General features: G+C 51.4%; 15 protein-coding genes. 8 read left to right on the top strand and 7 right to left on the bottom strand.

Translation table 11 applies throughout. The features are described 5' to 3' along the window. Positions 1–3: 3 nt before the first annotated feature. Both B4E62_RS03125 and B4E62_RS03120 read left to right on the top strand, forming a co-directional pair. Entirely contained in the window at positions 4–8,874 is an 8,871-nt protein-coding gene (locus B4E62_RS03125) for a GH36-type glycosyl hydrolase domain-containing protein (RefSeq protein WP_331351028.1), read from the top strand. A 128-nt stretch (positions 8,875–9,002) separates the two neighbouring features. Then, positions 9,003–10,745, top strand: coding sequence for a diguanylate cyclase domain-containing protein (locus B4E62_RS03120; protein WP_310076266.1), 1,743 nt, complete (start codon positions 9,003–9,005; stop codon positions 10,743–10,745). A gap of 47 nt (positions 10,746–10,792) precedes the next feature. Here B4E62_RS03120 and B4E62_RS03115 read toward each other — a convergent pair whose 3' ends face one another. Beyond that, positions 10,793–11,521 carry a Crp/Fnr family transcriptional regulator gene (locus B4E62_RS03115; RefSeq protein ID WP_331351027.1) on the bottom strand — a complete coding sequence of 243 codons (729 nt, stop codon included), beginning with the start codon at positions 11,519–11,521 and terminating at the stop codon, positions 10,793–10,795. 214 nt (positions 11,522–11,735) lie between these two features. On the opposite strand from B4E62_RS03115, the gene B4E62_RS03110 reads away from it, so the two are divergent. The 3 genes from B4E62_RS03110 to B4E62_RS03100 all read left to right on the top strand — a co-directional run bounded on the left by B4E62_RS03110 (position 11,736) and on the right by B4E62_RS03100 (position 15,777). Continuing rightward, complete coding sequence (locus B4E62_RS03110) at positions 11,736–12,302, top strand: ferritin-like domain-containing protein (protein ID WP_310076261.1); 567 nt, start codon at positions 11,736–11,738, stop codon at positions 12,300–12,302. A 607-nt stretch (positions 12,303–12,909) separates the two neighbouring features. After that, entirely contained in the window at positions 12,910–13,260 is a 351-nt protein-coding gene (locus B4E62_RS03105; protein ID WP_310076259.1) for a BON domain-containing protein, read from the top strand. 546 nt (positions 13,261–13,806) lie between these two features. Beyond that, entirely contained in the window at positions 13,807–15,777 is a 1,971-nt protein-coding gene (locus B4E62_RS03100; protein WP_310076257.1) for a catalase, read from the top strand. A 360-nt stretch (positions 15,778–16,137) separates the two neighbouring features. Here the strand turns inward: B4E62_RS03100 and B4E62_RS03095 are convergent, their stop codons facing one another. The 4 genes from B4E62_RS03095 to B4E62_RS03080 form a co-directional block, all read right to left on the bottom strand. Next, positions 16,138–16,296, bottom strand: coding sequence for a DUF3309 family protein (locus tag B4E62_RS03095; RefSeq protein ID WP_310076255.1), 159 nt, complete (start codon positions 16,294–16,296; stop codon positions 16,138–16,140). Between the two features lie 72 nt (positions 16,297–16,368). Beyond that, positions 16,369–17,235 carry an OmpA family protein gene (locus tag B4E62_RS03090; RefSeq protein ID WP_331351026.1) on the bottom strand — a complete coding sequence of 289 codons (867 nt, stop codon included), beginning with the start codon at positions 17,233–17,235 and terminating at the stop codon, positions 16,369–16,371. Beyond that, the gene (locus B4E62_RS03085; RefSeq protein ID WP_310076252.1) at positions 17,232–17,648 is read right to left on the bottom strand and encodes a DUF4398 domain-containing protein; all 417 of its coding nucleotides are present in this window, start codon (positions 17,646–17,648) and stop codon (positions 17,232–17,234) included. The genes B4E62_RS03090 and B4E62_RS03085 overlap by 4 nt, the downstream gene beginning before the upstream one ends. 37 nt (positions 17,649–17,685) lie before the next feature. After that, positions 17,686–18,507, bottom strand: coding sequence for a BON domain-containing protein (locus tag B4E62_RS03080; RefSeq protein WP_310076249.1), 822 nt, complete (start codon positions 18,505–18,507; stop codon positions 17,686–17,688). A 470-nt stretch (positions 18,508–18,977) separates the two neighbouring features. On the opposite strand from B4E62_RS03080, the gene B4E62_RS03075 reads away from it, so the two are divergent. The 3 genes from B4E62_RS03075 to B4E62_RS03065 all read left to right on the top strand — a co-directional run bounded on the left by B4E62_RS03075 (position 18,978) and on the right by B4E62_RS03065 (position 20,094). After that, on the top strand, positions 18,978–19,334 hold the full coding sequence (locus tag B4E62_RS03075; protein ID WP_310076247.1) for a DUF883 family protein: 357 nt from the start codon (positions 18,978–18,980) through the stop codon (positions 19,332–19,334). Positions 19,335–19,456: 122 nt separating this feature from the next. Next, positions 19,457–19,825 carry a phage holin family protein gene (locus B4E62_RS03070; protein ID WP_331351025.1) on the top strand — a complete coding sequence of 123 codons (369 nt, stop codon included), beginning with the start codon at positions 19,457–19,459 and terminating at the stop codon, positions 19,823–19,825. Then, a complete protein-coding gene (locus B4E62_RS03065; RefSeq protein ID WP_331351024.1) occupies positions 19,822–20,094 on the top strand; it encodes a hypothetical protein in 273 nt (90 codons plus the stop codon). The genes B4E62_RS03070 and B4E62_RS03065 overlap by 4 nt, the downstream gene beginning before the upstream one ends. A 28-nt stretch (positions 20,095–20,122) precedes the next feature. On the opposite strand, the gene glp is transcribed toward B4E62_RS03065, so the two are convergent. Together glp and B4E62_RS03055 are read right to left on the bottom strand one after the other, a co-directional pair. Beyond that, entirely contained in the window at positions 20,123–21,346 is a 1,224-nt protein-coding gene (gene glp / locus B4E62_RS03060) for a gephyrin-like molybdotransferase Glp (protein WP_331351023.1), read from the bottom strand. 46 nt (positions 21,347–21,392) lie between these two features. Continuing rightward, positions 21,393–23,828 (bottom strand): patatin-like phospholipase family protein, encoded by a 2,436-nt coding sequence (locus B4E62_RS03055; protein WP_310076241.1) that lies wholly within the window; start codon positions 23,826–23,828, stop codon positions 21,393–21,395. Positions 23,829–23,879: the final 51 nt, after the last annotated feature.

Below are 23,879 nucleotides of genomic sequence, written 5' to 3'. Positions count from 1 at the left end.
ATTATGCAGAACGCAAACTGGGGTAAAACCTTGTCCCGCTTTTTCACTTCGGGTATCAGTTCCTGGCGCAGCCGGGTGTACGACCGGCGCGCACAGCGTCCGGAAGATCTCAATCCACTGCGCGCGGAGTTATTCAGTGCCGACCAGATGGAACATTTCGGCAAAGTGCTGGCGAGTGAGCACAGCCTGAGTAAGGCGCGCACGCGCGACCGTTTGCTGACGCGCTTGGATGAAAACGAGCAGGTGTTGATTAGCGGCTGCGAGTTGCTCGCGGCTGCAGTAAAAGCGCGTTCGCGCATCGCGCCTGCGGGTGAATGGTTGCTCGACAACTTTTACATGATTGAAGAACAAATCCGCACAGCCAAGCGCCATTTCCCCAAAAATTACAGCCGTGAATTGCCGCGTTTAAGCGCGGGGCGATCTGCCGGGTTGCCGCGCGTTTACGATTTGGCGCTCGCTGCTATCGCCCATGGTGATGGCCGCATTGATGCTGAAATCCTCAGCCGTTTTGTTGCGGCTTATCAAACCGTCACACCACTAACACTGGGTGAACTCTGGGCAATTCCGATCATGTTGCGCCTCGCACTGATTGAAAATTTGCGCCGTGTGAGTTTGCGTATTACCCATGCGCGCAGCTATTTGAATCAGGCGCGCGAATGGGCGAGCCAGATGGTGGAAGTGGCCGAGAGCGATCCGAAAAATCTGATTGTGGTGATTGCCGATATGGCGCGTTCTAACCCGCCGATGGTGAGTGCGTTTATCGCTGAATTAGTGCGCCGTTTGCAAGGGCATGGCCCCGCACTCGCGTTGCCGCTGACCTGGATTGAACAGCGCTTGGCGGAGGAGAGTTTGACCATTGAGCAAATGGTGCAGGCGGAAACCCAGCAGCAGGCGGTTGATCAGGTGTCGATTAGCAACAGTATCGGCAGTTTGCGTTTTTTAGGTGCTTACGATTGGCGCGTGTTTGTGGAAACCATGAGCATCGTCGAGCAGATTTTGTTGGAGGACAGGGACGGCATTTATCGCCGCATGGATTTTGCGACGCGCGATGAATATCGCCATGTGATCGACCGGCTTGCCAAGCGCAGCAAAATTTCTGAAGCGGGTATTGCGCGCGTGGCGATCGAACTGGCGCAGCATGCGGGCGATACACCTGACGCGCATACGCGCCATGTTGGTTACTACCTGGTTGATCGCGGTTTGCCGCAATTGGAGCGCGCGGTTGCGGTGCGTTTACCACTGGCAGAGCGATTCCGGCGCGGTTGTTCCCATGTGCGTTTGCCCCTGTATCTTGGGGCAATAGTGTCACTGGTATTGCTCACCACAGCCGGATTTTTCCTGGTGGCGCAGAGTTACAACATTAGCAATTGGCAGCTAGGTGTATTGACCTTGCTCGCCTTGATCGCTTCAACCTCACTCGCCTCGGCGCTGGTCAATTGGGTAGTTACCTTGGTGGTAAAACCCAAGCGTTTGCCGCGCCTGGATTTTGTGCAAGGTATTCCCGAAGAATTGGCGACACTTGTGGTGGTGCCAACGCTGCTCACCAGCACCCAGGGTATCGATGACTTGTTGGAGGCGCTGGAAGTGCGCTTCCTGGGCAACCGCGATGAGCAGTTATATTTTGGTTTGCTCACCGATTTTGGCGATGCGGACAGTGAAACCTTACCGGCTGATGAGCCATTGTTAGCGCGCGCGCGCGCAGGTATTGAGCGGCTCAACAAAGCCTATCCATCCAGCAGTGCCAGCAATCGCTTCTTCCTTTTCCATCGCCCGCGCCTGTGGAACCCTACCGTCAAACGCTGGATGGGTTATGAACGCAAACGCGGCAAGCTCGCTGATTTAAACCAGCTGTTGCGCGAAGGGCGTGGGCATTCGGAAGCATTTTCACTGATTGTTGGCGACATCACAGCGCTGCCCAAACTGCGCTACGTGATCACGCTGGATACAGATACCCAGCTACCGCGCGATGCTGCCCGCCAGTGTGTTGGCACTATGGCGCACCCGCTGAATCGCCCGGTATACGACCCTGAGCATCATGTAATCCGCCGTGGTTACGGCATCTTGCAGCCGCGTATGGCGGCGACGCTATCGGCCGCCAATTGCTCGCGCTATGTGCAGCTCTACGGTGGTGAAGCGGGGATTGATCCTTACACCCGCTCGGTATCGGATGTGTATCAGGATGTGTTTGGCGAAGGCTCTTTTATCGGCAAGGGCATTTATGATCTGGACGCCTTCGAACAAGTGCTCGGTGGGCGTTTCCCTGACAACCGCATCCTGAGTCACGATTTACTCGAGGGCTGTTATGCGCGCGCGGGCTTACTGAGCGATGTTCATCTCTACGAAGATTCGCCCGCTCGCTACGAGTTGGATGTCGCTCGGCGGGAGCGCTGGATGCGCGGCGATTGGCAAATTGCCAGTTGGTTGTGGCCGCGCGTACCGGGCGCCAATGGCCAGCGGCTGGCGAATCCGCTGTCGGCTTTGTCGCGCTGGAAAATCGCCGACAATTTGCTGCGCAGCCTTGCACCCGTGGCATTGCTGTTGCTGCTGTTGATCGGTTGGACACTGTTGCCCGCCCCCGAACTTTGGACGCTTGCTGCACTGGGCATCATCCTGTTGCCACCGATGCTGGTTACCGTGGTCGATGCACTGCGCAAGCCGCGCGAGATATTTCTGGCGGAACATTTGGCCGCCGTATTTGCCAATGCGCGGCGCCATTTTCTGCAGGCGCTGTTCCGTATTAGCTGTTTGCCCCATGAAGCCTGTTTTAGTTTGACGGCGATTCTGCGCAGCCTGTGGCGCTTGTGGTGTGCACCGGGATTGCTGCTGGAGTGGTGTGCTTCGGCTGAGCAGGAACGCAAAACCAAGGGCAGTTTGCTGGCGAGTTGGGACCTGCTGTGGTCGGCGCCGGCGATTGCTCTGGCGGTAACTGCTGCGCTGGTGATATTGCAACCCACCGCCTTGCCCAGCGCAGCGCCGCTGTTGGTGTTGTGGTTTATCGCACCCTTCAGTGTGTGGTGGCTAGGTCTGCCGCTGGAGCGGAAAGAGGCGAGTTTATCCGGGCAGCAGACGCAGTTTTTGCGCAAAATCGCCCGTAAAACCTGGGCTTATTTTGAACGTTTTGTGGTGGCTGAAGACAATTGGTTACCGCCCGATAACTTTCAGGAAAATCCCGGCCCGGTGATTGCGCATCGCACCTCGCCAACGAATATCGGGCTGGCGCTGCTGGGCAATCTATCGGCTTACGATTTTGGTTTTATCTCCGCCAACCTGTTGCTCGAACGCACGGCCAATACCTTTGGCAGTATGGGCAAGCTGGAGCGCCATCGCGGCCATTTTTTTAATTGGTACGACACGCTCACCTTACGGCCATTGCCACCGCGCTACATTTCGGCGGTGGACAGCGGCAACCTCGCCGGGCATCTGCTCACCCTGCGCGCCGGGTTAGTGGCGCTGCCTGATCAGACGATTCCCCACGAACGTGTCTTCCATGGCTTGGCCGATACCCTCGCGGTGCTCACCGATAGTTTGCAGTTTGCGCATATGCTGGACGATCTGCCGCATGTGGTAGAGGCGGCGATCATCCGCCTGCGCAGCTTGTTGAATTCTGCTTGTGCTCACACCCACGCCGAGCGTATCAACAATTTGCCGGCGCTCTTGCATTGCCTGGAAGGGGTTATGAACGCGGCAGTGAGTATCAATGCCTATCTAGCCGTGCAGCCTAACGTCAAACTGGCGGTGAGCGGAGCGCTTCTGAACGATATGCTCGGCGCTCCGGTGATTGATCATGTGGGGCTTGCCCATGAAGCTAAAACCTGGGGGGCAGCACTTGCCCAACAGAGCCGCTCCGCGCTCGATGAATTATTATTTTTTGCTCCCTGGTTAGGGCTGCGCGCCCCGCCACCTGTACTGGGTGGGTTTGTGGCCACCCTCGCGCATTTCACCCCCGGGATCGACTTGAACCGGATTCCCAGCCTGCGCCTGTTGACTACCTACAACCTGGGGCTGGTGCCGCTATTGGATGCACAATTGTTGCGGCCCGGTACGGTGGCCGAACGGGAATGGTTGCTCGAATTGCGCGGCTTGATAGTCACTGCCAGCCAGCGTGCCAATGAGCGCATCGCCACCTGTATGGAGCTGGCCGCACAGGCCAATGAGTTTGCGGCGATGGAGTACGACTTCCTGTACGACCGCACCCGCCACCTCATCGCCGTAGGTTACAACCTCGACGATTATCGCCGCGACAACAGCTTTTACGACCTGCTCGCCTCGGAGGCGCGTCTGTGTAATTTCGTCGCTATCGCCCAGGGCCAGGTACCGCAAGAGAGTTGGTTTGCTTTGGGGCGGTTGCGCACCATGGCGGAGGGCGAGCCAGTGTTGATGTCCTGGAGCGGCTCCATGTTTGAGTACCTGATGCCGATGCTGGTGATGCCCAGTTACGACGGCACTTTGCTTGACCAAACCTGTCGCGCCGCCGTTGGCCGCCAGATCGCCTATGGCAAGCAGCGCAATCTGCCCTGGGGGATCTCGGAATCCGGTTATCACACCTTTGATGCCAGCTTGAATTACCAGTATCACGCCTTTGGTGTACCCGGGTTGGGCTTCAAACGCGGCTTGGCGGAGGATACGGTTATCTCCCCTTATGCCTCGGTGATGGCCTTGATGGTCGCGCCCGAAGCAGCCTGCGAAAATCTGGAATGGCTCGCCGGCAATGGCGTGGAAGGGCGCTTCGGGTTTTATGAAGCGGTGGATTACACCCCCTCGCGCTTGGCGCGTGGCCAGACCAGCGCCTGTGTGCGCTCGTTTATGGTTCACCACCAGGGCATGAGTCTCCTGGCGCTCGCCTATCTGTTGTTGGATCGCCCCATGCAGCGCCGGTTTGAAGCTGACCCGCTGTTACAGGCGACCTTGCTGTTGTTGCAGGAGCGCATACCCAAAGCATCGGTATTGCACACCCATGTGGCTGACCATGCCGATGGCGCCGCCCTATTTGATCAGGTCGAAACCGCCATCTACGCGCCTTTGGAGGCGGATACCCCCACGCCGGAAGTCCAGTTGTTATCCAACGGCCGCTACCAGGTGATGGTCACCAACGCCGGTGGTGGTTACAGCCGCTGGAAAGATCTGGCGGTGATCCGTTGGCGCGAAGATGCCACGCGCGACAACTGGGGCATGTTTGTCTACCTGCGCGATACCACCACCAGCGAGTTCTGGTCGGCAAGCCATCAACCCACACTCAAGCGCGCTGACAATTACGAGGCGATGTTCTCGGAAGGCCGCGCCGAATTCCGCCGTCGCGACCACGACATCGAAACCTATACCGAACTGGTCGTCTCCCCCGAGGACGATATCGAACTGCGTCGCCTGCGCATCACCAACCGTTCGTCGCGCACCCGGACCCTGGAACTCACCAGCTATGCCGAAGTGGTGCTGGCGTTACCGGCGGCCGATGCGACCCAAACCGCCTTTGGCAATTTGTTTGTGCAGACGGAAATGCTGCCCGAGCGACGTGCGTTACTTTGCACCCGTCGCCCGCGTTCCGTGGGTGAGCATACGCCCTGGATGTTTCATCTGCTCTCACCGAATGGCAGTCCAGTGGATCAGTTTTCTTACGAGACTGACCGGTTGCGCTTTACCGGCCGCGGCCGCACCTTGATGGCGCCGCAAGCCGTTACCGATGGCGGTGAACTCTCAGGTAGCCAAGGCTCGGTGCTGGACCCGATTGTTGCCATTCGCTGCCGCATAACTCTGGAAGCCGGGCAGGTGGCGACGCTCGATCTGGTGAGTGGCACTGCCGACAACCGCGAGTCTTGCATGACCCTGGTCGGCCGTTATCAGGATCGCCATTTGGCCGATCGGGTGTTTGACCTTGCCGCGACTCATAGCGGTGTCACACTCCGCCAGATCAACGCCAGCGAGGCCGATGCACAGATTTATCGCCGCTTGGCCAGCGCCGTGCTCTACGCTCACTCCGCCCTGCGGGCCGAGGCGAGTGTGTTGGTCCAGAACCGGCGCGGGCAGTCAGGTTTGTGGGGCTATGCCATCTCCGGTGACCTGCCCATCGTGTTGTTAAAAATCGCCACCAGTGAACACATCGAGCTGGCGCGGCAGTTGATCCAATGCCACGCCTACTGGCGATTGAAAGGCTTGTCGGTCGATCTGGTGATCTGGAATGAAGACCACATCGGCTACCGCCAGCGCCTGCAGGACCAGATTATGGGTTTGATCGCCACTGGCAGCGAAAGCCATGCGATTGACCGCCCCGGCGGTATTTTTGTGCGCTCGGCGGAACAGATTTCCCATGAAGACCGCATCCTGCTGCAATCTGTGGCGCGGGCGATTATCGACGGTGCCAATGGCAGTTTGGCGGAGCAGGTCAATTGGAAAGGGTTGGCAGAGAAGAAAGTTGCGCGCTTGGTGCCGAATCGCAAACCGGCGGTTGAGGCTAACCGTCCCCAACAAATCGCTCCGCGTGCGGATTTGATCCTCACCAATCCGCTCGGCGGTTTTACCGCCGACGGCCGTGAATACATCATTACCACTACCCAAGCGCAAGTGACACCGCTGCCTTGGGTCAACGTTATCGCCAACCCTAACTTTGGTACCGTGATTTCAGAGAGCGGCCTCGCCTATACCTGGAGCGAAAATGCGCATGAATATCGGTTGACGCCTTGGTGCGATGATCCCGTGGGCAGCTCCGGCGGCGAAGCAATTTACCTGCGCGATGAAGACACCGGCCATTTCTGGTCGCCCACACCTTTGCCCAAACGCGGCCATACGCCTTACGTCACCCGGCACGGGTTTGGTTACAGTGTGTTTGAACACACGGAAGATGATGTCTGCTCGCAACTCTGGGTCTATGTCGATTTGGAAGAGTCGGTCAAATTCTCCGTACTCAAAGTCACTAACCTATCCGGCCGCAGGAGGCGCTTATCTGCAACGGGATACGTGGAGTGGGTATTGGGCGACTTGCGCACCAAATCCGCGTTGCATACGGTGACTGAAATCGATTCTGCGAGTGGCGCACTCTTTGCCCGCAATGCCTACAACAGCGAATTTGGCGGGCGCGCCTGCTTTTTTGATGTGGACGACAACTCCCGCACCTTAACCGGCGACCGCACCGAATTCCTCGGTCGCAACGGTTCGCTCGGCAACCCGGATGCGCTCACGCGTGCGCGGCTTTCAGGGCGTTTAGGCGCAGGGTTGGATCCCTGCGGCGCCATCCAGGTACCGTTTGAATTGGGCGAGGGAGAGTCGCGCGAGATTATTTTCCGCCTCGGCGCGGGGCAGGATATCGAACAGGCTCGCGCGTTGGCACAGCGGATGCGTCATCTGGGTTCGGCTCGCGCCGCGCTCGCTAAAGTGCACGAATACTGGACGCGCACCCTCGGTGCTGTGCAAGTCAAAACCCCTGATCCTGCCTTCAATGTGCTCGCCAACGGTTGGCTGCTCTACCAGACATTAGCCTGTCGCCTCTGGGCGCGCAGCGGTTATTACCAATCCGGCGGCGCCTACGGGTATCGTGATCAATTGCAAGACACTATGGCTCTCGCCCACACTCAACCGGGCATGATGCGCGCGCAATTATTGCGCGCCGCCCAGCGCCAATATCACGAAGGCGATGTGCAACATTGGTGGCATCCTCCTCAAGGGCGCGGCGTGCGCACCCGCTGTTCGGACGACTACCTCTGGCTGCCGTTGGTGACTTGCCACTACGTGCAAAACACTGGCGATACCGGTGTACTCGACGAACAATTGCATTACCTCACCGGGCGTTTGCTCAATGAGGATGAAGAGTCCTACTACGACTTGCCGGGGCAGAGCACCGACACCGGTAGCCTCTATCAACATTGCCAGCGCGCCATCGAACACGGTCTGCGCTTTGGCGAGCGCGGCATGCCGCTGATGGGCTCGGGCGATTGGAATGACGGCATGAATCTGGTCGGCATCCACGGCAAAGGCGAGAGCGTCTGGCTCGGTTTTATGCTCTACAAAGTGCTGCTCGCCTTCGCCAAGATCGCGCATCAACGCCACGATCTGGTCTTTGCTGATCGCTGTATGCACGAGGCAAAACTGTTGCAACACAATATCGACCAATACGCCTGGGACGGCGCCTGGTTCCGCCGCGCCTGGTTCGACGATGGTGTCGCTCTAGGTTCAGCCGTTAACGATGAGTGTCGGATCGATTCCATCGCCCAAAGCTGGTCGGTGCTTTCAGGGGCGGGCGATCCCATGCGCGCGCGCCAAGCCATGGCCTCGCTCGACAAGCATTTGGTGCGCCGCGATCAGGGCATTATCCAACTGCTCGATCCGCCGTTCGATAAATCCGCCATGAACCCCGGCTATATCAAGGGTTATGTACCAGGCGTGCGCGAAAACGGCGGCCAGTACACCCACGCCGCCATCTGGGCGACCATGGCGTTCGCCGAATTGGGCGATAGCCAACGCGCCTGGGAGCTGTTCAACATCATCAACCCTGTAAACCATGGCAACAGTGCCGCTGCGGTCGCGCTTTACAAAGCCGAACCCTATGTCGTCGCTGCCGACGTCTACGCCATCGCCCCCCATACCGGGCGCGGCGGCTGGAGTTGGTACACCGGCTCGGCGGGTTGGTTGTATCGTCTGATGGTGGAATCCCTGCTCGGCATCACTCGCCAAGGTACGGAGCTGCACATTAAACCCTGCTTACCAAAAGACTGGCCGGGTTACAGCCTGGATTATCGGTTTGGTAATACGGTTTATCGTATTGAAATCATTCAGCGTGATGGGGGTGAAAGCAAAATCCTGCTTGATGGTGTCGCATTGGAAGGTACGGGAATTCCGTTGGTAGAAGATGGGAGGGAGCGACGAGTGGAGGTGAGACTCGGTTCAGGTTAAATAATGCGATCCGCTTTATTTATTCTCACCCTTTATCGCCAAAATCATCTCCGTACGTCAGCGCACTGACATCAACGGCCTATCGCATTAATCTCATGCATCTTTCCTGTATTGGGTGATGTTTTGTCATGATGATCCCCGCGACCCATTTATTGCTAATTGAGAGCAATCCCGCTGATGCCAAATTGATAAAAGATGCGCTGCGCGACGACGGCACTGCGTTTATGGTGGAGTGGGTGACCTCACTTGCAGATGCGTTGAAGCATCTTGCTCAAAACTCCATTGAGGTTATTTTGCTGGATCTTGCGCTACCCGACGGCAAAGGTTTGGATGTATTCGATAAAGTGATTGCTGCTGCACCTGATGCGTTGATTTTAGTGTTGAGCGCGGCGAGTGATGACAAGTTAATGCGCGCGGCCATGAAGCGCGGAGCACACGATTATTTTGCTAAAGGTCATATCGATGCACATTGGCTACCGCGTGCGCTGAAATATATTTTGGAGCGAAAAGTATCGCGTATCGCATTGCATGAAAGCGATGAACGTTTTCGGGCGATGAGCGATGCATCGCCGCTCGGCATTTTTGTGTCGGATGCACAGGGAAACTGCATTTACACTAACGCCGCTTATCACACCATCTCCGGGCAAACCCTTGAGGAGACGCTCGGTACTAATTGGACCAGCGCCATTCATCCTGATGATCGCTTGCAGGCTATTTCAGAGTGGGGCGATGCGGTGCGCTGCCAAACCCCTTTTATCGCCGAAGTGCGTTTTTTGCGTAAAGATAAATCAGTAATCTGGACACGTTTAAATGCCGCTGCAATTCGTACAGGTGGCGAAGGAAAAAAATCGCAAGGTTTTGTGCAAATTGTCGAAGATATCAGCGACCGAAAATCCATTGAGATGATTTTGCGTTTATCGGAAGAAACAGTTTTTGAGCAGCAAGAGCGCGCGCAGGTTACCTTGAATTCGATAGGCGATGGTGTGCTTACCACTAATCTTGCCGGTAAAGTCAGTTATTTAAATCGTGTTGCAGAAACAATGACGGGCTGGACGCTAAAAGATGCCTTGGGGTTGCCGCTGGAAAAAGTGTTTACCCTAATCGACGCTGAAACGCGCAAGACGCCAGAAAATCCTATCGCACGCGCACTTACAGCGGATACCACCGTAAAGTTGCCGACGAATTGTTTGCTGGTGCGTCGAGACGGTACTGAATCACCTATCGAAGATTCGATTGCTCCTATACACAACCGCGATAACCAGGTGACAGGTGCGGTCATTGTGTTTCACGATGTCAGCGAAACGCGCGCAATGGCACAAAAAATGTTGCATATGGCGCAGCACGATTTCCTTACCGGACTCGCTAACCGCGCACTCCTGACCGAACGTTTAACCCGTGCAGTGGGGTTAGCCCAGCGCAAGAAAAAGCAAGTCGCACTACTGTTTATAGATTTGGATAACTTTAAGCTTGTCAACGACACGCTCGGTCATGCTGTAGGTGACAAATTACTGCAGTCAGTTGCAAAACGTATGACGGATGTTGTGCGTGCTACCGATACTGTGTGCCGTCAGGGAGGGGATGAGTTTGTAGTATTGCTGACAGAAATAGCTCAACGTCAGGATGCAGCACAAGTTGCCGAAAAACTGATTACTGCATTTGCAGCACCACATACTATCCATGAGTGTGAATTAGACGTGACCTTGAGTATTGGTGTGAGCATCTATCCTGACGATGGCAACGATGTGGAGAGTTTATTTCAACACGCGGATGCTGCTATGTATTGCGCTAAAACCTATGGGCGAAATAATTACCAGTTTTACCGCGCTGATATAAGCCCATCTAATCCATGCCCAATCGCGCGAAGTGGTTAAAGTCATTAAAGATTGTTTGCAGGTTTGCAGGTTTGCTGTGCCATTCCTTATGAAAATATATTTTCATAATCCCGAATCATCATGTTGTAGCATTCGCAGGCTGCAGATTCCAAACCTTTGCGGTCGAGAATTATTATTTCGCCTCGACTGTAGTGGATTATTTTTTTCGTTTGTAAAGCACCTGCCGCGACGGTAACGCTACTGCGACGTACACCGAGCATATCTGCAAGGAATTCCTGTGTTAAATGCAATTGGTCAGCATGTGTGCGGTCATGCGTCATTAATAACCAACGTGCGAGCCGCGGTTCTGTTTCATGGAAATGAATACATGCTGTTGTTTTTGCTAATTGTTCATGCTGCACATACACATAACGGTTCAATTGGTTAACCAGTGCCGGTGCCGCATGAAGTTCGCGGCGCAATTGTGCCGCACTCAGGCGCAATGATTTGCCCGAACCTTGCACAAGGGCGCGCAGTGGCGCAGTGGGAATACCCAGTGACAATGTTGAGCCCAGCATACCTTCATTGCCGATTAAACCCACCTCAAGCGGTTGATGCCCGTCAATAAGGGTAACTAAAGAAATAAATGCTGTAAGAGGGAAGTACACGTATTTAAACGGACGTTCTGCTTCGCACAAAATCGTGCCAAATTGTAGATTAACCAGTTCACAAGAGTTGAGTAAATGATCGCGCAATTTTGGTGGCAATCCTTGCAATAATCGGTTGGTTGCTGGTTCCAATGGCTGTGGTTTTTGCGAGTCCGATGGCTGGTGCATTTAATTCTTCCATATAGCACTGCGGCGCCAACAAGGGCGCGAGACAGGTGCCGTACAATCTCGCTTCCCTAGTTTGTCGAATCAATTCACATGCCTCTGTTCGGTACACCACAAAGCACCTGTTTGTCGCTATTGAGACCCCGTTTGTGCGGTTGCGCACCGACTCAATATTTTCCGCAGGGCAAGCTGGGGTACATCTTCAGGAAATATGATCATGAAAATTAAACCCAATGAAAACATTGTAGAAAGCTTGCGCGATCAAGCGCTGGAGAATTTAGAGCAGGGTGCGGTTACTGCAGGTTATTCCGCTAATGTTGATGAGGTTCTTTATTATCTCAATGAAGCCTTGGCAACTGAATTGATTTGTGTGCTGCGCTATCGCTCACATCACTTCATGGCGCGCGGCATTCACGCCAAAGGTATTGCACAGGAATTTTTAGTGCACGCTAGCGAAGAATTGGCGCACGCCGATATGATCGCTGCGCGTATTGTGCAATTGGGAGGCGAGCCAAACTTTTCACCCGATGGACTTAATACACGCAGCCATGTCAAGTTTGCTTCTGCCAATTCTTTGGTTGAAATGATCAGGGAGAATTTGATCGCCGAGCGTGTTGCGATTGACAGCTATCGCGACCTGATCCAATACCTTGGCAATGACGATCCTACCACCAGCCGTATGCTCGAGGAAATTTTAGCAATGGAAGAGTCGCATGCAGATGAGTTGGCGGATTGGTTAGATGATTTCCCTAAATCAAACGTAAGTGAGTTTGTTATCAACTGAAAAACCGGAGCTGACAATGCATCTGACAAAAGGATTAAAAATAGCAGTAGCTGTTGTAGGCGTACTTTTTTTTGCTTTTGTAATATACGGCTTAACTACTGACTGCCCTCACACTGCCGGTTACTTTTTTTGCAGCGAATCCGAGCGCGAGTATTTGCAGCCGTAAGTTTAAATGGAATGCAGGCTAATGCGAATGACATTAGTCTGCTCTTCTTTATTCGAATGCTGGATATATCGTTCAAGAATTTCTGTAGCGCGCACATAAATAATTGGCATCGCTAAATAGCACGATTAAAACTCTTTACGTGCATTCTCTGCTTTCTTGGCCTTTTTTGCTTCCTGTTTTTCTTTTGCTGTCTTAGCGGCGGGTTTCTTGGTTTCCTTTTTGCTGTCTTGTGCTTTGCTCATGATAGTTCTCGCGGATTGGGAAAAGGAGTCCTGCAGCCCTAGGCTACATCCAATTATGCAGGAAAGATATATAGCAATAGCCTCAAATGGCATCAAGATATGTGCCTTGGGTTCGGTATCGCACGGAAAACCGACGAGTCAGGTAGTCTAATGCTTGCCTCTACGATGACTCGTTAACGGTAAATGGAGATAACATTAAATGACCAAGCGGCAGCGATCACTGGGTTTGAATGTAGCCGTTATTGCCGTATTGGTAATGGGGTTTTGTGGTTGCGATAAATCTGAGGGTATTGTCAGCTCAGAAGATACTCTGGCCAGTGTGACTGCAGAGGTAGTCGATATGGAATTGGCGCACGCCGTAAAAGTAGCACTGGCCGAGCAAGAATCCTTGGCTGATGTTGATATTGCCGTAATGGTTAGCAATGGTGAGGTGAGTTTACGCGGCATTGTGGATAATCAAGCACAGCATGATCTCGCCGTAAGAACTGCAAGGGGCGTGGCAGGTGTTGAGTCAGTGGAAGATGTGCTGGGGATAAAAGAGCAAAATTAAGGCAAATGTATTTTTCGGTGACAATATTGAAGTTTTTAATTGTTTTCTGAATCAAAGCTGAATGCAGGATTTTTGTTTGGAAAAATAGTTGGATTGGATGATACCGCACAGATTTCATTTCTTTTTATCGTCTCGTTGCACATTGTGCGATGTGGATGGTCTTTCTTAAACGCCATTATTTTATGGATTCTGCAGTTCTAATTCATTTGATTTACAGTGGTGTGAGTACAATCACATTTGCAGATGTGATTCTTATTTTGTTCATATGTTGCTGTTACTATCGCAACGGTTTTCACTAGCGGATTTTATTAATTATTAGTTAATTTTTTTCGCGATGCCAATCACGGTTTTTTTAAAAGTTTTTAGTTAAAAAATGCCGATTTTATCGGGTAGACGCGATAATTTGGCACATCAGTTTGTAATATGAATATCAGGCATTATTTGAATCTGGATATTTTTACACTAGGAATGTTTTTTTGCCTTATTTGATTTTTAACTGTTTGGTATGAAGAGCGTGGCATTAAAAGTTTCTACGAGGATAGTTGAATGGCAAATTTCAAGGGTGATACCCAGGCAATCAAGATGGTTGAAGGGCACGCATTGAGCGAAAAAATAATGCGTTTTGAGCCCGAACGCAGAATCAATACCCGTGCTGCAGCGGCGCATGGAATATTTCAGCTGTATGAGTCCCAATGTCAATACACCAAAGCAGTGTTTCTACAGGACCCTGCCACTACTACCCCGGTCTTTGTACGTTTTTCTACCCTTGCCAGCGTGCGTGGTTCGGGTGACTGCACGCGCACTCCGCGTGGTTTTGCGGTGCGCTTCTTTACTGGTGAGGGGAATTTTGATTTAGTCGGCAGTAACCTGCCGGTGATGTATAGCCAGTATGGTGCAACCTTCGCCGACCTGATTCACGCGGCAAAACCGGAAACGGATAACCAGGCGCCCCATGTTTCATCCGCGCATAACCGATTTTGGGATGTTATTTCACTGAACCCGGAATCCATGCATAAAGTTATGTGGACTATGTCGGATCGCGCGCTGCCGCGCAGCTTCGCAATGATGGAAGGTTTTGGTGTGCATACGTTTCGCTTTGTTAACGCGCGCGGCAAATCCTATTGGGTGAAATTTCATTGGAAGCCAGTGCTGGGAGTGCATTCATTGGTGTGGGATGAGGCGGTAAAACTGGCAGCCAAGGATGCTGATTTTCATTTGCGCCATCTGTGGGAGTTAATCGATCAAGGGCACTTTCCCGAATGGGAATTGGGTTTGCAGATAGTTCTGGAAGAAGATCGCTACAAATTTGATTTTGATCTGCAGGATGCGACTAAATTGATTCCGGAATCCCTGGTGCCTGTGCGTATTGTCGGCAAGCTCACTCTGAACCAAAATCCGGAAAACTATTTTGATGAAATTGAGCAGGTAGCTTTTCATACAGACAATCTGGTTCCTGGAATTGAACTCAATAACGAACACTCCGTAAAAGCATTTTCTGATTCCGATATACAAATGTCGCGTCTTTGCAGCGCCAATTTTACAGAATTACCACTTAACCGTTCGCGTACGATGATTGATAAGCTTAAACGCGACATCCAGTTGCGCGCATTCAGGAATTCCGACAGCTCAAGTTGCGAACTTTATTCCGTTGAAAACCCAATGCAAAAATATTTGGCGGTCGGCGATCCTGTTAACTTTCCAGAAACGCTATCAAGTGAAAAAAAACTGGCAACCAATCAATTATTCAGTGACCGCTTTACGCAAGCCGCGCTGTTTTGGCGCAGCCAGTCAGCGTGGGAGCAGAACCATATGGTTGCGGCATTTTGTTTTGAATTGGCCAAGGTGAGCGTGCCAGAAATACGCGAACGTATGGTTGCTAACCTGATGCAGGTAGATAACACATTGGCTGCACGTGTCGCTGAGGGTTTGGGGATCACTCTGCCGGTCTCTGAATCTTTATCGGTTGCGAACATTGAATTTATAGAGTCGTCATTGAGTATGGCGCACACACGCAAGAATGTTCTCGTCGGTCGGTGTGTTGCGGTATTGGTTGGCAATGGATTCGAAGGTGCGCGCCTCATTGCATTGCGCGAGGAATTGGTGGCCGGTGGCGCAAGTGTAAAAATAATTGGCTCGCGCCTTGGTGAAGTTAAATGCAGTCAGGGGCGTGCGCTGCAGATTGATAAGAGCCTCGCCACCGTCGGGTCGGTGATGTTCGATGCAGTCTACATTCCCGGTGGGCACCGTAGTGTTGAAGCTCTCTGTAAGGATGCCAACGCAGTGCTGTTTGTCAAAGAAGCTTATAAGCATGGCAAGGCAATCGCTGCGAGCAACGAGGGCGGTATGTTAATTACTCGTGCAGCGCGCTCATCAGTCATGTCGGATGTATTTAAAGGGCCAGGTGTTATTACCGCTGGTCCCAATACGCCAACCGACGATTTTGTGAGGTCATTTATCGATGCCGTAGCCGCTCACCGTTTTAGTGAACGTCCAGATATGGGTGCCATAGTCGCCTGATAAATAACCGTCAAGTAATGTGCGCTGGGTTTAGCCCATGCGCACATTTTTTTTACCACTTACTGCGAATGTATCGCTTGGGTATGCTGTTGCGCTCGGAGCAAGTCAATGCACAACCAGAATGGAATTTAAAATATTGATAAGCAGATAAAAATAAAAACGGAGATAAATATTCAAACAATAAACGAGATACAGAATGACAATAATCGAGTGCTGGATTAACCAAGGTATCCAGCGCTAAGCGCCAGAATACCCAAGCCGATAATACCTAACGTCATTATTGTAATAAGGCTAAGAACCATACGCGGATAGCGATTGAAAAAACTTTGCCGAAACATGGTGCACTTGCCTCCAAAAATATTACAGTCGACCCATTAATACCAATACCAGTATGATCACTACCACCAAACCTAAACCACCACTCGGGCCATAGCCCCAGCTGCGGCTGTGCGGCCAACTGGGAATCGCACCTATCAACATTAAAATCAACACAATTAATAAAATTGTTCCTACGCTCATATACTTTTCCTCAATTTTTAATAATGAATAGTCTCACCTGACCGATGTTAGTGCATCGATCAGGCGAGTGTTTTATTGTGCAGCTGTTGCATTCGCGATGATCACTTCCACGCGGCGATTCAATGCGCGCCCGGAAACTGAATCGTTGCTTGCGACGGGTGAATTTTCTCCCTTGCCATAAGCGCCCAGGCGACTGGTACTGATGCCTTGCTCTAATAGATAGGTGCGAACTGATTCGGCGCGGCGTTGCGAGAGCGATAAATTACTCTCTTCACTGCCCACGTTGTCGGTGTGGCCTTCAATCATCAGCGTGCGCTCAGGATAGGCTTTAAGAAAGCTGGATAATTTCGCCAGGTTTTCTGCCGCATTGCCTTTCAATTGTGAATTGCCGGTTTCAAACAGCATATCGCCCAGTGTCACCACTAAACCGCGTTCGGTTTCTTTTGCATTCAGCTCGGCAATTTGGCGACGCAATGCATCGCTGTCTTCGCGTGCCATATCGGCATCAAGACGGGCTTGTTCAGCGGCGTCCTGCGCGCGATCGGCTTCACGGGTGCGCGAATCCAATCGCTCAGTATTGCGTTGTTCAGTCAAGCCGGCGCGCTGGTCTTCCAGTTGTCGCGTTTTGGCTTGCGCCCAGGCGACATCTACTTCACGCGCAGCAACAAACACCAAGTGGTCAGAGAGCGCTTTATCTTTACGCGGAATTTCCGCTTCTTTTACGGCTGTGTCCGCGTTGCGGATGGCGACCGACACCTTGCTTGCGAGCGCCGGGTCATTTTGCAGCTGCGTGAGTTTTTCACGCGCAACAACGGCACCCTCAGGTGTTTTAGGTGCGCTGGCGCAACCGCCTAGAATTAACAGGCTGGTGAAAGCGATCAATATCGGCGTGCGCAAACGCAGCGAGTTTTTGGTGGAGTTCAGTTTTAATGATTTCATTGTGCATCCCCTGTTTTACGCTGCATTTCTTCTTTAAGAACATCAATGTTTTTAGTCATATCCGTATTCACTTCTTCGGCTTTGGCAAGTTCTGCTTTAGCGGCCGCGAGTTTGATATTCATACTCGCCTGCTGGGCCAAACGTTTTGCCAGTACCATATCTTCCTTTAATACTGCCGCGCGTGAAGCGCTCAATTGTTCGCGCGCTTCCTGCATTTCCGGTAATGCATATTCGGCAACACGCGCCTGTTCTGCATCGGTCAGGGATTGTTCGGCAGCGCTAATTTCTTGCGTTGGTGGCAGTGGTTTTGATGCGCAAGCGGCGAGCAGTAATAAGCTTGTGCCTAGCGCCATGAGGTGCAGGATTGACATCCGTGGACCTCTGGCAGTAGTAGTGTGTGTTAATGGATTCATGATGTTTACCTTTAGTGGGTGGGCGGTTTTGTTGCGATTAATTAATCAATTCTTTTGATTGAACGCTTTTTACGCCGCGAATATTTTGTGCAAGCTCAATGGCGAGTGCGCGTTCAACACCGCTATCGAGTTTGCCGCTCAAGGTGACGACACCGGCGTTGGTGCTAACGTTGATGTCAGAGCCATTCACATTGCGCGAGTACATATAAGTCGATTTCAGTTTGGTGGTAATCCAGCTATCAGAAATGGTTTTACTCATTTCTTTCGTGGATGCTTTGGCCATTCCGGTAACGCCGGGGGTTTTATTGACGACGAGTTTGTTGTCTACCGATGTAACACCGTGTGTGCCGGTTGCCAAACGGCCAGCGAGCGCTTTAGCTTCTTCTGTGTCGGCGGTGCCAACGAGCGTCACCTTGCCAGCATTCGTTTCCACTTCAATGGATTGGCTATCGGTGTATTTACTCCACAGCAATTTTGATTTCACGGTGCTGGTGATAGTAAGGTCATCAATGTGATCACCATAACCGCGTCCCGTTGCGGCAGGTTTGTAATCGGCCAGCACTTCAATTTTGTTATCGACATCTTTAATGCCGGTTACGCCTTTTGCGATGGCGGTAGCCAAATCCTTATTCACATCTTCTTCTACGGTACCGGTTAAAGTTGCCTTGCCTGCATCAACTGATACTTTGATATCGTTTGCGCGCAAATAAGGGCTGAGTGCATAAGTTGTCCAGATCTGTGTTTCCTGACGCGCATTAACCACCTCTTGCGAGGGTGTAGCGGAGAAACAAGCGCTGCTCATAATGATCAGCGAAAACGCGACAGCGGGAGTGAGTAATTTATGTAATGAGTTTTTCAAGTGTTTCTCCAAGAACCCGGTTAGGGTTAATAAATCGAAAGGTTATGCCGCTACAAAAATGCGTATTAATAGGTAGGGGGGATAACCTGATCCTTCAGTTGAAGCTTCTCTGGGCTACACCTTGAATTGCAGTGTGTGGGACAGGCGAATTAGCGGATAAAGACACGTTAACAGCGGGCGCCGCATTTTTCGGTGCGCTGGCGCACCCTGCTATTAGTTAAGGGAATTGGTTAGGTGAATTGGTTAGGTGAATTGGTTAGTTAAATGGGATAAGTAAATGGGATAGGTAAATGGATTGGGCGAACGGGTTAGGTGAATTGCAGCGGATGAGTGCGCTGGCGAACAGACGAAGGTGGGCTTGCGGATTAATATCAGTATTCTGTTCCCGGTTGAGGTAAGCATTGAGCATTACCTGATTGTGGTGGACGAAATGAATACTTATTTAAACAACTTATTATTAGGAATTAATTATGCAAGTTACTCAAAATAATCCCGCTTCGAACGCCAATAGCAAAGACACCAGTGTAGGTGACGCGAGTTCAGGTGTTGCACGTGAGTTTCACAGTTTTGTGGCTGACATAGAGGATCTCATTAAAGCGACTACCAATCTCACTGGCGATGAATTAAACCGCGCTAAAGCCAAATTGAACCAACGCATTGCATCAGCTAAAACCACTGTAGAGGATATGGGCGAAACAATTGTTAATCGCGCACGTAAAACTGCAGAAACCACTAATACCTACGTACATGAACAGCCGTGGAATGCCATAGGTGCCAGTGCTGCGGTAGGTTTGTTGCTCGGTTATTTGTTGGCGCGTCGCTCGTAAATATTCCGCCGGCAGTGATTAACAAGGATGCATTCTTTTGAATGCATTTTTTTTGATATCAAGGATGTGCAATATCCCTTAGTCACCGCGTTTGAGTGATTACACATTGGAGTAGAACATCCATGGAAATAATTAAGCGCCTGCGCTCAATGGCTAAAATCGTGATGACCCGGCTGGAGCTGCATGGGCAGCTTATGAGTGTCGAGTGGGCGGAAGAGCGGCAGCGGTTACAGCAGTTGCTCGCTATTTCCCTGCTGGGGTTCATCTTCCTATTTTGTGCGCTGTTGTTTGTCGGGATTTTTGCTGTTGCACTCACCTGGACTTCTGACTATCGCATTCATACAATCGCGGTGATGCTTGCACTTTACACTGTGGGATTCGGTGTGTGCGCTTATCGTTTTACTTGCCTTGCTGCACGCGGTTCAGCGACTTTTGCTGCTACGCGCGAGGAAGTTGCCGCCGATTTGGCGCTAATACGGAGCCAGTTATGAGTTTACCTGTTGAGCCAAGCCTGAGCGCACGACGCTGTTTGTTGCAGCAACAATTACGTTTACAAAGGCAACAAATTATTGAGCAGTTGTGTGAATCTGCCGCTGCTGAACAGCAGTTCCCACGCAGCGCCACAATGCGTTTTCTCTCTGGGCGCACAGGTTTGAAATTATTAACTGAACTTGCCGTGCGGCAATTATCGGTGCGCTACCCGGGTCTTTTGGTAAATGCTTTTACCTTGCTGCGCTTATTTAAAAATAAAAATCCGTAGAACAATTTAAACAATCAGGGAAGTTTTCCTAGCGAATAAACCTGTCAAAGGGAATGACGTTAACAGTCTCCCCCTCCGCTACCGACCCGCGCTCCGCTTCAAGGCGGATATAACAATTGGCTTGCGCCATCGCGCTCAATACGCCGGAGCTTTGCAAGCCTGCACTAATCACCGTGGTGATGCCGTTATTGCTGGAGAGAATTCCGCGTTGGAAATCGGTGCGCCCCGGTTGTTTTTTTAATGCATGACCGGCAATAGCGCTGAGCATTTGCGGTGGTGAGATTGTCTCCCCTGCCAAATGGCGCAAGCCAGGTACGACTAATTGGTGATAAGTCACTGCAGTAGAAACCGGATTACCCGGCAAACCAAAAAACCAACCTTGCCCCAAGCGGCCAAACGCAAAAGGCTTGCCCGGTTTCATCGCAATTTTCCAAAAATCAATTTCACCTAATTCTGCAAGTACGTCTTTGGTATAGTCCGCATCGCCCACCGAAACGCCTCCGGTAGAAATCACCACATCGGCCCACTGCATGGCGGTAGTAAATGCGCTGCGCAGAGCGGGGAGATCGTCAGCAATTATTCCCAAATCGATCAGATCAATTGGCATGCGTGTTAAGAGCGCAGCGAGCAGGGGGCGATTGCTATCATAAATTTTCCCTTGCTCGGGTGTCGCGCCCGCGGGCAACAATTCATCGCCGGTGGTGAGAATTGCCACACGCAGGCGGCGCACCACCGTCACTTGCGCTATTCCGAGCGATGCGAGCAAACCAATATCCAGCGCAGATAAACGCTGCCCTGCTGCTAACACCTGGCTACCTGATTTAATGTCCTCACCTGCACGCCGAATATTTTCGCCCGCTTCAGGCAATTGTGTGAGGGTGATGTGATCGCCAGTGCGCTGCACATTCTCCTGCATCACCACTGTATCGGCACCGGCGGGCACTAACGCCCCGGTCATAATGCGCACTGCTTGATTGCTGCCGAGCGCGCCGGTAAATGGATGGCCAGCGAGCGACTGGCCGATAACATTCAGTGCTGCGGTGCAATCCTGCGTGCGCAGGGCGTAGCCGTCCATCGCGGAATTATCGCCAGCAGGGACGTTGATCGGAGCGGTAATAGGTGCAGCCAGCACACGATCCAATGCAGAGTGCAACCCAATCGTCTCAGCTTCCTGCACGGGATTTAATTGATTGCAAATACGCGCGAGTGCCTCTTCGATTGGCAGCAGGCCGGGTTGAACGCAGTGATCCACAGTTTGCTCCTGTACTGGATGTAGATTGAGTGTCGTTGCAATAAATTTAGCGCAGCAAATTCTTCAGGTTATCCGCTGCAGAATGCGCCACAAAATGCCCCAGTGCACGATAAACCTCAAATTGGGTTTCTTCAAAATATTGGTCGCTGGTCGCTTCGTGTGGATACAGGGGATTGGCATTGCGATAGTAATGCAAATATTCCGGTTCGCGCCCGGTAAATGCCAGCTTCAAATACAACAAGCGCCCAATCTCGCCGTTGCTGTATTCAATAATACCTTCAGCAAAATTACTGGCGGAGATGCGATCAGCCGGACGTATGGCGGACACATCCAATTTAATATTGATCCCGAAATCAATTGCGGCGTAACGCTGCAATGTAATGAGGCCAGCGAAAGCTAATGTGGGATCCGCTTCAGCGTCAATACAAATAATGGTTTTACATTGCCGCTTGAGCAATTCGTAAACCCCTAAGTTTTCCAAATGCCCACCGTCGGAACAATTGATATAAGCGGTGCGCTCGCTGGCAAATCCGAACGCTTCCCGTATCAAATAGGGCAGCCCTGGTGGGCGGAAACGGAAATTATATTTTTTACCTTTTTGGTTGAATTTCCCGGGGTTGGGTAACCAATAATTCAAGCGCAGGTTTAACAGGGTAAGCAAAAAGCGCAATGGATTAATAGTGCCCACACCCATGTTGGGTGAAACCGCCGCTGCTGAAATAGCCACAGCGGTGCCCAGGTTAAAGTGTTTGTCTGCTGTCTCCAATGCGGTAGTGGGGCAGTAACCGGTAAAATCGCTGCCGCAATAATGCTTGGTCAAAATAAAAGGGATTGACCGGCGCGAGCGCAATTGTGGGTTGGAGCTGCCCTGTAAATTTAATGTGGTATTAATGATGTGATAGGGCGCGCTACTGTTGGCGCCGTTTAACTCGCTCATTTTTAATTGATCAACGTGTACAAGCTTTTTATCTTTTGGGCTAATTAAAAAAGTGCGGCTCAACCTATCGCGATAGAATGGATGCAATGAAAAACGGTTAATACTGATGCAGATAAAGTTGTACAGCCACACGGCCAGCCCCATCAGATAAATCCACCATTCGGCATGCCCGCGTGACAATTGCAATTGGTTAACACGCAGCATGGTTTTGTTGGCGGGCAGGTGTAACGCGCTGGCCAATTTCTCCCATCCCATTTGGCGCAGTAGAAAACCCAGACTTAGCTCATCGGCAATTACTACGTCGATTTCAGCTTGTCTTTCGGTAGTAAAAATATGTGTCCAGTGTGTGGGTGGGCAATCAAAATGAATAGTGTTATTGCCATAAGCGGTTACTGCACAGCCTTGGGTATCAATATATTTGCTCGTGAGGATCGGCAATAGCAATGTCTGCAGTTGCGCTGCAACGGCGGCATCAAACACATAGGGCTGGTAGGCGATGTTTTGCTCATAGTAGTCGAGTACTCCCGACGCATTGCCTGCGTAATTCAAGCCCACTTTATCGCTCAATTTATCACCCTGGTGATAACTGAAGGGCGAATTGACTGCCTGGATGCAAAAGAAAAGATAGATTAATACCAGCAATACCGGCGCCAGCAAACTGCTGAGTATAAGAATTAATTTTGCCCGTAGTTTTATATAGCCCACCACAAATGCCAGCAATAGCACCACACCGGTGATGGCGATGCCATTGGCTTGGGTTTTTACAAAGTGATTAATATCGATCAATAAAGTGGTGGCGTTGTAGCCAACAATATTGCGCAGGAAATGCAGCAGCGGGATTGTTAAAATCGCAGTGAGTGCGATGACGGTGTAGATGACCAAACGGCCATCGGCGCGGTCGCGCCCGCACCAGCTCAGCTTATCTTTATACAAAGGACGAAGTATAAAACCGCCAATCAGCGGTAATATTCCCAGCAGCAGCGGAAAGAAAAATTGAATTTCCGCGCTGAAGTGGCCAATCATTTCCAAAAATAATTCGGTGGCAAATACCGCCAGAATAACGAGCGGAAAAAAGGTCAATACGCTGCGCAGAACCCCTTCTACAAATAAAACGGGGGTCCTAAGGCCATTCATAAATCCACCCGCGCGCAGATATTCACTGTAATTGCGAATATGGTTCAAGGCATCGGGTTCATTGCGGCCATTTTTATCGGTTAACAGATGTAGATTGTCTGAATTATCTTTGGCCAGCGCACTGACACAACTGCCAATGTAACCACCGCCGGACACAGTGGACAGATAATCGATTTTGGAAAAAAGCTTGTGGCTGATGAGATGTTGGATCACGCCCAAACAAAATGATGCAGAGCGAATACCGCCGCCGGAGCAGGCAAGTCCAACCAGATCATTGTCGGTGGTAAAAGTATTTTTCAGGGAGTCTGCACTCTGGTTTTCAGCGCGATTAGCTCGCCGTTTTGCCACTTCTAACAGCTCCTGCGGGAAAACTTCCTCCTGAAATTTTTCGATCTTTAGGTCTTCATTCATGGTGAGAATTTCCTTTTTATTATGAAAGCGTTATGCGCCTCTTGATAAGCC

This window comes from Cellvibrio sp. UBA7671 (assembly GCA_002483145.1).
GTDB lineage: Bacteria > Pseudomonadota > Gammaproteobacteria > Pseudomonadales > Cellvibrionaceae > Cellvibrio > Cellvibrio fibrivorans.
Note: the sequence above shows the minus strand (reverse complement) of the source record. Positions and strands in the feature narration are given on the sequence as shown.